This window comes from Pseudomonadota bacterium (assembly GCA_030860485.1).
Classification (GTDB): Bacteria; Pseudomonadota; Gammaproteobacteria; order JACCXJ01; family JACCXJ01; genus JACCXJ01.
The window spans coordinates 1-10,394 of the sequence record JALZID010000164.1; the positions used below are offsets into that span (position 1 = coordinate 1).

13 protein-coding genes are annotated in these 10,394 nt (G+C 65.1%); 6 read left to right on the plus strand and 7 right to left on the minus strand.

Going from position 1 to position 10,394, the window contains the following annotated elements; genetic code table 11:
* Nucleotides 1–139 precede the first annotated feature (139 nt).
* Nucleotides 140–1,906 (minus strand): isocitrate dehydrogenase (NADP(+)), encoded by a 1,767-nt coding sequence (gene icd, locus M3461_09025; protein ID MDQ3774483.1) that lies wholly within the window; start codon nt 1,904–1,906, stop codon nt 140–142.
* A 159-nt stretch (nt 1,907–2,065) separates the two neighbouring features.
* Here icd and M3461_09030 point away from each other — a divergent pair, with 159 nt between their 5' ends.
* Together M3461_09030 and M3461_09035 are read left to right on the plus strand one after the other, a co-directional pair.
* Nucleotides 2,066–3,298, plus strand: coding sequence for a molybdopterin-dependent oxidoreductase (locus M3461_09030; GenBank protein MDQ3774484.1), 1,233 nt, complete (start codon nt 2,066–2,068; stop codon nt 3,296–3,298).
* A gap of 6 nt (nt 3,299–3,304) precedes the next feature.
* Complete coding sequence (locus tag M3461_09035; GenBank protein MDQ3774485.1) at nt 3,305–3,613, plus strand: cytochrome c; 309 nt, start codon at nt 3,305–3,307, stop codon at nt 3,611–3,613.
* A 46-nt stretch (nt 3,614–3,659) separates the two neighbouring features.
* On the opposite strand, the gene M3461_09040 is transcribed toward M3461_09035, so the two are convergent.
* The 3 genes from M3461_09040 to M3461_09050 all read right to left on the minus strand — a co-directional run bounded on the left by M3461_09040 (nt 3,660) and on the right by M3461_09050 (nt 6,143).
* The gene (locus M3461_09040) at nt 3,660–4,100 is read right to left on the minus strand and encodes an SRPBCC family protein (GenBank protein ID MDQ3774486.1); all 441 of its coding nucleotides are present in this window, start codon (nt 4,098–4,100) and stop codon (nt 3,660–3,662) included.
* 88 nt (nt 4,101–4,188) lie between these two features.
* Complete coding sequence (locus tag M3461_09045) at nt 4,189–4,584, minus strand: heme-binding protein (GenBank protein ID MDQ3774487.1); 396 nt, start codon at nt 4,582–4,584, stop codon at nt 4,189–4,191.
* A gap of 194 nt (nt 4,585–4,778) precedes the next feature.
* A complete protein-coding gene (locus M3461_09050) occupies nt 4,779–6,143 on the minus strand; it encodes a L,D-transpeptidase family protein (protein MDQ3774488.1) in 1,365 nt (454 codons plus the stop codon).
* 85 nt (nt 6,144–6,228) lie between these two features.
* Here M3461_09050 and M3461_09055 point away from each other — a divergent pair, with 85 nt between their 5' ends.
* The gene (locus M3461_09055; protein MDQ3774489.1) at nt 6,229–6,864 is read left to right on the plus strand and encodes a MotA/TolQ/ExbB proton channel family protein; all 636 of its coding nucleotides are present in this window, start codon (nt 6,229–6,231) and stop codon (nt 6,862–6,864) included.
* Nucleotides 6,861–7,280 carry a biopolymer transporter ExbD gene (locus tag M3461_09060; GenBank protein ID MDQ3774490.1) on the plus strand — a complete coding sequence of 140 codons (420 nt, stop codon included), beginning with the start codon at nt 6,861–6,863 and terminating at the stop codon, nt 7,278–7,280. Before M3461_09055 ends, M3461_09060 begins: the two co-directional genes overlap by 4 nt.
* On the opposite strand, the gene M3461_09065 is transcribed toward M3461_09060, so the two are convergent.
* Entirely contained in the window at nt 7,277–7,759 is a 483-nt protein-coding gene (locus M3461_09065) for a DUF1499 domain-containing protein (GenBank protein ID MDQ3774491.1), read from the minus strand. The two genes, M3461_09060 and M3461_09065, sit on opposite strands and share 4 nt — an antisense overlap.
* A 205-nt stretch (nt 7,760–7,964) precedes the next feature.
* Between M3461_09065 and msrB the strand changes: the two genes are divergently transcribed.
* Nucleotides 7,965–8,444 carry a peptide-methionine (R)-S-oxide reductase MsrB gene (msrB, locus tag M3461_09070; protein ID MDQ3774492.1) on the plus strand — a complete coding sequence of 160 codons (480 nt, stop codon included), beginning with the start codon at nt 7,965–7,967 and terminating at the stop codon, nt 8,442–8,444.
* Between the two features lie 35 nt (nt 8,445–8,479).
* On the opposite strand, the gene M3461_09075 is transcribed toward msrB, so the two are convergent.
* Entirely contained in the window at nt 8,480–9,214 is a 735-nt protein-coding gene (locus M3461_09075; GenBank protein ID MDQ3774493.1) for a LytTR family DNA-binding domain-containing protein, read from the minus strand.
* Nucleotides 9,211–9,564, minus strand: a complete 354-nt coding sequence (locus tag M3461_09080; protein ID MDQ3774494.1) for a hypothetical protein — start codon at nt 9,562–9,564, stop codon at nt 9,211–9,213. Before M3461_09080 ends, M3461_09075 begins: the two co-directional genes overlap by 4 nt.
* Before the next feature lie 155 nt (nt 9,565–9,719).
* Between M3461_09080 and M3461_09085 the strand changes: the two genes are divergently transcribed.
* Complete coding sequence (locus tag M3461_09085) at nt 9,720–10,280, plus strand: hypothetical protein (GenBank protein ID MDQ3774495.1); 561 nt, start codon at nt 9,720–9,722, stop codon at nt 10,278–10,280.
* The last annotated feature ends 114 nt before the right edge of the window (nt 10,281–10,394 follow it).

Below are 10,394 nucleotides of genomic sequence, written 5' to 3' on the forward strand. Positions count from 1 at the left end.
CCAGGCTGGCCATGCATCGTCATCGACTCCGCTCTTCAGTGTCTCGCTACCTGCACATTATCCCTTAGCCATGACTCGCTGTAAACCACAATTCGCCGTGACAAAGACAATTTTTAGAGGTGCCCTAGTGGGGGTCTCTTCAGAGCAGCACTGGTTCCCAGCCAAATTCCTCGACGATCCGAAAGACGTCGGTATCGCTCACGATCCCGACCGGGATGTCGTGCTCCTCGACCACGACGCGCCGGATGCTCGACTCGACCATGCGCGAGGCGCATTCCTGCAGCGACATGTCGGTGGGTACCGTGACGAGCGGTTTGCTCGCGATCTCCTCGACCTTGACGCGCGCCGGAGAACGGTTGGCGTGCACGATGCGGCTGATGATGTCGCGCTGGGTCATGATGGCCCAAAGCCCGTCCGTGCCGGGCTCGACGACCACGCTGCTGATCCCGCGCTCGCGCATCAGATGCATGACCTCGCTCACGGCCACCCCGGGCTTGACGGTCATGATGGGGCTCGCGATGTCGCCGACCGTGTGTGGCGTCCGTCCGGAGGCCTTCATCTCCGCGATGGGCTCCGCGATACGGCGGGCCTCGCGCTCGCGACGCTCTTCTTCGACGGCGCGTTCCCGCTCCGCACGCCGCGCCCCGATGTCCACCTCCGCCCCCATCTCCTCGATGAGCGCGTCGGCGAAACCGCTGGTCGAGACCTCGGTGGCCCCTGCCATAAGGCGCGCGAAGTCGTAGGTGACGATCTTCTTCTGGATGACCTCGGGAAAGGCGAAGGTGATGAGATCGGCGGCCTCCTTCCAACCCAGGTATTCGAGCATCATGACCCCGCTGAAGAGCAGGGAGCCCGGATTGACCTTGTCGAGGTTGGCGTATTTCGGGGCGGTGCCATGGGTGGCCTCGAACACCGCAACATGGTCCGCCATGTTGGCGCCGGGGGCGATGCCGACGCCGCCGACCTCGGCCGCGATGGCATCCGAAAGATAATCGCCGTTCAGGTTGGTGGTCGCGATGACATCGAACTCGTTGGGGCGTAGCAGCATGAGCTGGAACATGATGTCGGCGATGCGGTCCTTGATGACCACGCGGCCTTCCGGACGCTTGCCCCCGTAGACGCCGAACAGATCGGCCTCGGTGACGGTCTCATCCGCGAACTCCTCGCGGGCGACCTCGTAGCCCCATTGCCGGAAGGCGCCCTCGGTGTATTTCTGGATGTTGCCCTTATGGACCAGGGTGACGCTCTCCCGCCCATTGTCCAGGGCGTAGCGGATGGCCTTGCGCACCAGGCGCTTGCTGCCGAAGGCGCTCATGGGCTTGATGCCGAGCCCGGAGTCTTCGAAGAACTCGGCCTCGAATTCGGTCTTAAGGAACGCCTCGAGCTTCCTGGCCTCGGGGCTGCCGGCGCGGTACTCGATTCCGGCATAGACGTCTTCGGTGTTCTCGCGGTAGATCACGACGTCAACCAACTCGGGGGCGCGGAGCGGCGAGGGCACGCCTGGGTAGTAGCGCACCGGCCGCACGCAGGCGTAGAGATCGAGGTCCTGCCGGAGCGCCACGTTGAGCGAGCGGAAACCGCCTCCGACGGGTGTGGTCAGCGGGCCTTTGATGGAGACGATGATGTCTTGCAGGACCTCCTTGGCCTCCTCGGGAAAGAAATCGCCGTCGTATTTCTCGGAGGCCTTCTCGCCCATGTAGAGCTCCATCCAGTGGATCTTGCGCCGGCCGCCGTAGGCCTGCTCGACCGCCGCGTCCCAGACCCGCAGGCAGGCCCGGGTGATGTCCGGCCCGATCCCGTCGCCCTCGACGAAGCCCAAGATCGGATCGTCGGGCACCCGCAGCCGCCCGTTCTCCACCGTGATCTTGGTGCCCGCTTCGGGGTATTTGATATGCCGATAGCCCATTACCCTGCTCCCCATGCCGTGGCCGCAACGTCTCATTCTAACTCCCCCGTGGGGTTTGACGAGCAAGCCGGTTCGGGGAGCATCCGGAGGGTCGTGACACGGGTCTTCCGCGGCTGCTAGACTTTGAGGCATTACCGAACAGTGGGGGCAGGGGATTAGGTGCCGGATCGGCGGGCGGTGATACAGGGCATCCTCGGTCTCGGGGTCGCGGCCGGCACGCGGGTACTCCTGCCGGGGATGACCTGGGGTTGCGAGCGCCTCCGTGACCCACAGGGGGATGGGTCGGTCGGAGGATCGGGGTTGCTGGAGGCCCTGCCCGGGAAATGGCCGCTCATCCGGCGCACCCGGCGGCCTCCTAACTTCGAGACCCCGCTGTCGTATTTCAATGACTGGCTGACCCCGAACCGCGCCTTCTACGTGCGCTATCACGGTGCCGTGATCCCGGAGATCGATGGGCGAGGGTGGCGCCTGCGGATCGGGGGGCCGTCCGTGCAGCGGCCCGTGGAGCTCTCTCAGGAGGAGCTCAGGCGGGATTTCGAGTGGGTCGAGGTGGTCGCCGTGAACCAATGCTCGGGCAATCGCCGCGGCCTGTTCGAGCCGCGCGTTCCGGGGGTCCAATGGGGTTATGGTGCCATGGGTAACGCGCGCTGGCAGGGGGTCAGGCTCGGCGATCTCCTGCGGCGAGCGGGTCTCGGTAAGAACGCGGTCGAAGTGGTGTTTCAGGGCGCCGACTCGCCGGTCCTGCCCGCGACCCCGGATTTCGTCAAGAGCCTGCCTTTGCCCAAGGCCTTGCACGAAGACACGCTGGTGGCCCTGGAGATGAACGGGGAACCGCTCCCGCATTGGCACGGCGCGCCGGCGCGCCTGGTGGTTCCGGGTTGGACCGCAACGTATTGGATGAAGCACCTCACGGCCATCGAGGTGGTAGCGCAGCCCTGCGATAGTTTCTGGATGCAGACCGCCTACCGGATCCCCAAGGGCGCGTTTCCAGCCGGCGAGCGCTTCGATTCCCAGGACACCGGGGTGACGAGCCCAATCACCGAGATCCTGATCAACTCCGTGGTCACCAACCTGGAGGACGGTGCGCGTTTCTCCTTCGGCCGGCAGATCGAGGCTAAAGGCATCGCCTGGGACGGCGGTCACGGGATCCGGGAGGTCGCGGTGTCGCTCGACGAGGGTCGCTCGTGGCGTCCCGCGGAGCTCGAGCCGGACCGCGGGCGCTATGCCTTTCGCCCATGGGTCTACCGGTTCACGCCGGGGACGAAGGGCGGCCATAGCCTGTGGGCCAAGGCCACGAGCCGGAGCGGCGAGACCCAGGGCCTTACACTCATCGCCAACCCGGCGGGCTATCATCACAACCGGGTGCAACGGCTCGGTATCGTGGTGGGGTGAGAGTTTGTGAAAAAACCTACTGCGCGGCAACGCGCGAAGCGCCTGGCTTGGGTACTGGCGCTTGCGGCACTCGCCCAGCCGGCACCTGCTGACGAAGGCCAGATCGTCCTCAAGGCCGGGCCCGGGAGAGAGCACGTCACGAGCCACTGCCGGACTTGCCACAGCCTCGATTACATCGAGATGAACGCCGGCTTCCTGGACCGCGCCGGCTGGGAGAAGAGCGTGAACAAGATGATCGACGTGATGCACGCCCCCATCCCCAAGAACGAAGTACCGGCGATCGTCGAGTACCTGACCGGGAGCTACGGCCGTTGACCACCGCGGGGGCCTACTGAGCCCCTGCGGGTCGAGTGACCCTCTCCTAGTCCCCTTCCACGACGTGCTTGAGGCGCCTCAAGGCGTCGGCCGATTCGGCTTGTATGCGGTTGCGTAGGGTGAGGAAATCACCGATCCCATCCATGAGGGCCGGCACGTTATAGGAGAGCTCCCGCTTCACACGGACGCCGCCGGGGGCCGCCAGGAACCCATAGATCAGGGTAGCCGTTCCGCCATCCGGGCACACCCCGCTCAGCACCCAGCGGTGTGGCGGGCGGAGCTCCCGGACCGTCCAGGTGATCCGGCCGCGCTTCCCGGCGACGAGGAAGTCCTCCGTGAAGGAATCGCCGAGCGCCGGAGGCGGGGTATCCGATGTGGTGCATGATGCCGTCCAATGCCACTGGGATTGGCGGCAGGCGCGGATCACGAATTCGAAGACCCGCTCCAGCGGCTGGTTGATGACGACGCTCGTGCGGATGTTCGGCATGGCTCGTCGTCCAGGATCCCCTGCAGCGTGTGCTTGCGCCTCGCGTCAGGCTCGTCCTGAGGCCGGGGTGATCGGCCCGGAGAAATGGCTAGAGGGCACGGGCACCAGCCTCCGCGATCTGGCCATCTTCCGAAGACTTGACACCGCTGACACCGATGGCGCCCACGATCTCGTTTTCGTAGAGGAGCGGGACGCCACCTTCGATCGGCAGCATCCCGGGCATCGCCAGATAGCCATAATGGCCGCTCGCCACCGTTTCCTCCCAGACTCTGGTAGGCCGCCGGAAAAGGAGTGCCGCGCGTGCCTTGGTGATGGCCACCTCGATGCTGCCGAGCTGCACGCGGTCGCGCTGCAGGTACATCAGATGGCCGCCGTCGTCCACCACGGCGAGGACCACGTTCCAGCCGTTCTGCTCCGCTTCGGCCTCGGCTGCGGCAACGACCCGCTTGACGTCATCGAGGCTGAGGATGTTTTTGTTGTACATGCTTCTTCCCGAGCACCGAGCCCTCATTCCAGGTGCGCGTGCCATTTTATGCCACATGAAAGTGCGGGACGATCTCCCAGTGCCGCAGAGCTCGGCTTTCGGCCGGGAGTGAGACGCAACCGGATCACGGCGGCCCGGGGTCTTCGATGGCTACGGAGCGCTTGGACCTCTAATAATGTTATGGGCCGCGGCGCTTAGATATCCGGCTGCACGATGAGGGTCTCGGTGCCGAGGCTCGTCTCGATGCGCCGGGCGCCCGCTTCGGCCTCCGCGCGAGTGACGTACGGGCCGGCCACGACCCGGTGGTAACCGCTGTTGGCGACCGGCCGGGCCGGGATCGGGGGGCCCATATGCCCGAGCATACGCGACACGCGGTGCGCGGCGTCGGGGCTTCGGTAGCTCCCGGCCTGGACATACCACTGGCCGTCGCCGGCGGGCGCGACATCGGCCTCTGCCGCGGCCGGGGCCTCTCGGGCCGAGACGGGCAAGGACGCGACCAGGTCTTCGATCGTGGGTTGTCCCGGTTCGACGGGGACCGGGAAGCCGCGCCCCAGCTTGGCGATGGACTCCGCACGGACCCAATCAATGCGCTTGCCACCCGCGTTACCGACGGCCTTCGCGAGCACGTGCTGTAGGGCATCCGGGGCGACCTTGGTACCGTCCAGCGGTGCATGGACCTCGAGGTGCAGGACGCCGTCATCCCAGGCGGCCAGATAAGGCTGGTCCACGATCCGCACTGGGGTGCCGACCGCGACCTTCTCGAAGAGCGGCTCGATGTCCTCGGGGAAGAGTTGAATGCAGCCGTGGCTGACCCGCATGCCTATCCCGCCGGGTTTGTTGGTGCCATGGATGAGGTAGCCCGGCACGGCCAGCCGCAGGGCATGGCGCCCGAGGGGGTTGTCGGGTCCTGGAGGTACGACCGCCGGCAGTGGATCGCCCGCCGCCGCGTGTTCGCGCCGGATCGATTCGGGCACGCGCCAGGTGGGGTTGGCGGCCCTTTCGGTCACCCGGGTCATTCCCATAGGGGTCGGCCATTCCTCGCGCCCGATCCCGATCGGGTGGGTGATGACGACTCGCGATTCGCCCGGACCGGGCTTGGGGTAGTAGAACAGCCGCAGCGCCGCCAGGTTGAGTACGATGCCCTCGCGCGGGGCGCGAGGGAGGATGTATCGGGTGGGAAGCAGGATGCGGGCGCCCGGCCGTGGCAGCCAGGGATCGACGGCGGGGTTGGCGGCCCGGATCTCTTCATAACCGAGGTCGTAGCGGCGCGCGATATCGACGAGGGTATCTTCCTCGCCGGCGGAAATGACATACAGTGCGCCGACCATGCCGGTGTCCTCCGACAAGGCGAAGGTATCGGTGCGCGGCGCGGGATCGGCCAGTACCACCGGTTCGTCCTCGTGCGCCAGCAAGGGTGGGCGTGGTGCGACGCGCTCGCCCCCCAGCCATTCGTCGACCTGGACCGGTGGGAGCCCCTGGCATCCGCTCAAACCGGAAACCAGTAGAATGAGCCCGGCGATGTGGGCCCGACAGAGCGCTGCCGATTGCGATGTGTTCATGCGACCCCCGCCACGCGCCGCAACACGGGGTGGCTTGATGTTTATTGTAACCTATATCGCTAAGTGATTGGGAGATCTAGGCAAAGTGTTCGAGTTGATCAAGGCGGGCGGATGGGTGATGGTGCCGATTATCCTGTGCTCCGTGGTGGCGTTCGCGATCGTGCTGGAGCGCCTGTGGAGCCTCCAAACCAGGCGCGTGGCGCCGCCGAACCTGGTGGCCCAGGTGTGGCAGTGGTTCAAGAACGGCCACCTGGATCACAAGCGCATCCAGCAACTGCGCGCCGGCTCGCCGCTCGGGCGTATCCTGGCCGCGGGGATCGCCAGCCACAACCGCACGCTCATGAAGGAGGACATCGAAGACGTGGGTCGCCACGTCGTCCATGAGCTTGAGCGCTATCTCAATACCTTGGGGACCATTGCGGCGGTGAGCCCCTTGCTGGGGCTGCTCGGTACCGTGACCGGGATGATCCGGGCCTTCTCGGCCATGAGCTCCCAGGGGGTCAGCGATCCGGCCGTGGTGTCGGGGGGCATCGCCGAGGCGCTCATCACCACCGCCGCCGGGCTCATGGTCGCGATCCCCGCCCTCATGGCCCATCGCTATCTGCGCGGGCGCATCGATAGCCTGGTCATCGCCATGGAGCAAGAGGCCTTCCGGCTCGTCGAAGTGATCCACGGCGAGCGTGACGACGAAGCGGTCTCTCCGGCGCGTGCCGTGCGATGAACCTGCGCCCGCGACGCCAGGACGATGTCGAGATCAACCTGATTTCGCTCATCGATGTGTTGCTGTTCCTGGTGATCTTCTTCATGGTATCGACGACCTTCGTGGAGAAATCCGAGATCGCATTGACGCTCCCCGAGGCGACCACCGATGCCCCGCCCGCCGCGGAGAACCAGATCGAAGTGACCATCGCGACGCACGGCGGCTATTACGTGAACGGCAACGCGCTCGCGGACACCGGTCTCACGACCGTAGAACGAGCTATGGCTGAGGCCGCCAAGCCTTTGCGGGACCCCGTCGTCATCATCAACGCCGACGCCAAGGCCACGCACCAATCGGTGGTCACTGCCCTGGACGCCGCGCGGCGCCTGGGGCTCCTGCGCGTGACCTTCGCGACGGAGGCGTCGGGGCAGCCTTAGCGCGCCGCTGTCACCACCAGGCGCTCCTCGATGGCGGCATAGAGGTCGAGCAGATGACGGGTGTTGGCGGCGAGATCGCCGCGTCCAATCCGGGAGCTCGAACGCATCCCCAACGTGCTACCGCCCTCCGCGGGCTCGACCTTGACCACGACGTCGTCCTTGAAACGCCACAAGGCGCTCTCGACCACGGCCGTGAGGCAGAGACCCGCCGGGTCTTCGGAGGCGATCCCCCAGCCCAGGCCCGCGATGGCCTCGCGTGCCGCCGCGTACAACCGATCGGGCGGCATTGCGTAGAAACGCGGCCGCAGCTCCGGAAACGGGTGATCGGCTCGGGTCTCCGCCACGTGGGTGCCGAGGTAGGTGACGAGCCGGGCCCATAATCCCGGGGGGTCCATCATCGGCGGCCGGTTCCCGATCAACCCCCCGGCGATCAGGCCCAGGACGAGAATGGATATAATCGAGAACGAAACGGTCAACATAGCGAGCCCGCGTGACACGGCGGACGATCCTTAACGAGCGTTCGGGTCCGTTGTCACGGTCCCAGTATACGCCGCCGATGGGCCGTGCCCCTCGTCCGGGGCAGGCTCGATGGATCGGCGCCACATAGGTGGTGTCCTGTAAACCGGCGGGTATGTGATGAAACGTTTGATATTGTATGTCAGTTTGATTTCCGGGGGTGACGCGATGGCGTGGGATGGCACGAGTTACAAACAACCGACACCGGACGAGATCCGGGCGCGGCTCACGGCGGAGCAGTTCCGGGTCACGCAGGAGGAGGGGACCGAGCCGGCGTTCCAGAACCCCTATTGGGACCACAAGAGGCCGGGGATCTACGTCGATGTCGTTTCCGGCGAGCCCCTGTTCAGCTCGCTTGACAAATACGATTCGGGAACCGGCTGGCCGAGCTTCTCGCGCCCGCTGGTGTCGGGCAACGTGGCCGAGCATCAGGATCGATCCTGGTTCATGGCGCGCACCGAGGTCCGCAGCAAGCACGCCGATTCCCATCTCGGCCATGTCTTCGACGACGGGCCGGCCCCGACCGGCAAGCGCTATTGCATGAACTCGGCCGCGCTGCGCTTCATTCCCAAGGAGGACCTTGCGAAGGAAGGCTATGGCGAATACGCCGGTCTGTTCCGTGCCGGCGACGATCGACAGGCGCCCTGATCCATCGATCCATCGCACTCCTTGCCGTATCGCTCCTATCGGCGCGTGGCTTCTCCGAGGGCCTCCCGCAACGGCGCGAGCCGTTGCCGCCCGACCGGGATCTCCTCGGCCGTGCCGGTGAGGGCGACCTTGTAGGCATCGTCGCCCGGCCGGGGCTTCAGGGCGCGCACCCGCGCCAGGTTGACCAGAAAGCTTTTGTGCACGCGAAAGAAGCCGTGAGCCTCCAACTCGTGGAGCGTCTGCCGTACCCCATCCAGGACCTCGTTCCCGACGAGGTGAACAGAGACGGTACCGCTAGGGTTGGCCTGGATGAAGATGACCTCATGGTGGGACACGTAGGCCGTTATCCGCTCGGTTTCGCCGAACCTATTTTTTGCGGAATAGGGTAGGGCAAGGGGTGGGGCGGGCTGAGACGCGCCGGCGAGGGTCTTGCGCGCACGTTGCAGTGCTTCGGACAATTGGGTGTCGTTGATCGGTTTGACCAGGAAATGATCGGGTTCGCAGTCGTAGGCGGCGAGCGCGTGCTCGGGGTGAGCGGTGACGAAGACGACGCGCGGTGGCCGTGGTAGGCGTTTGAGCCTGCGGCCGAGGTCCAAACCGGAGCTGTCCCCCTCCATCTGTATATCCAGGAAAACCAGGTTCGGCCTCGTGTCCTCTATGAGCTGCCAGGCCGCGCTCGCCTCGCCGGCCGCGCCGATCACCTCCACGTCGGGGTGCAGGGACAGGAGGAAAATCAACTCCTCGCGATTCAGCGGTTCATCGTCGATCACCGCGACGCGCAGATTACGGCCTCCGATCCCTGCAACCCGGTCGCGAACGATAAGGGCCAGTCCGCGATCCGGCCGCCGCGTTCCATGTCCACCACGATGCCGCTATGGGTGCCGACCATGGCGAGGAGCCCGAATACCGTGATCACGCGTAGCCGGCAGCGCCAGTCGATATCCGCCCCGCGCAACGCCCGCCGCAGCCATTCGATCCGGATGCAGACGAACGCCGTCGTCACCACCACGCATACCCGTTGCAGCAACTGGGCACTGTAGTCGAGCCAAAGAAACACCGGGTCCAGGCTGTCCATCGTGCCATAGTAGCAGGCCTCGCGGCCGACGGCCCGGCCTGTCACCGGCTCCTCCCGCCATTCACGGGCGATTTCCGGCAGGATCGCCGCTATCGTCTGTTACCGCTTTGGGACGACGCTACGATGGCGGCCGACCCATCGCTGTGAACAGGATGTGCGGCGATATCGGGCGGTCCAGGTAGACGGTTCCGGAGGTGTTCATGTCTCTTTCAACCAGCGTCATTCCTTTGCTCCTGCTATGTATCCTTGGGCGAACCCTGTTCCAATACTTCAGGCGCAAGGATAGCATCAAGCGGCGCAGGGCCTATATCGATGCGTTTGTCGTTCCAAGCAGAGTTACGCGAAAGCTCAAGGAGAGGTATCCCCACCTGAAAGTGCGCGACGTCGGCGATGTCATCAGCGAGCTGAAGGAGTACTTTCACATCATCCGCGAAAGCAGAGATAACGGCAACGAAGCGTCCTTATCCATGCCCTCGCAGATAGTCGATGACGCCTGGCATGAATTCATTCTTTGCACCCGTGAATACGCCGAGTTCTGTCAGCGGGCCTTTGGTCGTTTCCTGCACCATACACCCACCGAGGCGATGAAAAACCCTGCGCAGGCGCAGGAAGGGTTGGAGCGTACTTGGCGTGTGGCTTGTAATCGCGATGGCATCAGACCGATCCGGCGGCGTTACCCCGATACACTGTTTGCCCTGGATGCCCTCCTAGCCCGGATTTCTCACCGGTGGTATGGAAGAAGGCCGTACCTCGTGGTATAATATGTTCTGGATCAACAGGTTATGCCGATATACGAGGACGGCCTTATGAACACAGAGTGTAGCGCAGAGCGGATAGACTTTCACGGTCTTAGAGGGCGGGGGGTGGTGGGGCGG

Excerpts from the sequence above, each read along its gene's own strand:
- icd (MDQ3774483.1), bottom strand. The coding sequence starts at position 1,906 with ATGGGCTATCGGCATATCAAATACCCCGAAGCGGGCACCAAGATCACG.
- M3461_09050 (MDQ3774488.1), bottom strand. The coding sequence starts at position 6,143 with ATGAACACATCGCAATCGGCAGCGCTCTGTCGGGCCCACATCGCCGGG.
- M3461_09040 (MDQ3774486.1), bottom strand. The coding sequence starts at position 4,100 with ATGCCGAACATCCGCACGAGCGTCGTCATCAACCAGCCGCTGGAGCGG.
- M3461_09065 (MDQ3774491.1), bottom strand. The coding sequence starts at position 7,759 with ATGTTGACCGTTTCGTTCTCGATTATATCCATTCTCGTCCTGGGCCTG.
- M3461_09060 (MDQ3774490.1), top strand. The coding sequence starts at position 6,861 with ATGAACCTGCGCCCGCGACGCCAGGACGATGTCGAGATCAACCTGATT.
- M3461_09045 (MDQ3774487.1), bottom strand. The coding sequence starts at position 4,584 with ATGTACAACAAAAACATCCTCAGCCTCGATGACGTCAAGCGGGTCGTT.
- msrB (MDQ3774492.1), top strand. The coding sequence starts at position 7,965 with ATGGCGTGGGATGGCACGAGTTACAAACAACCGACACCGGACGAGATC.
- M3461_09085 (MDQ3774495.1), top strand. The coding sequence starts at position 9,720 with ATGTCTCTTTCAACCAGCGTCATTCCTTTGCTCCTGCTATGTATCCTT.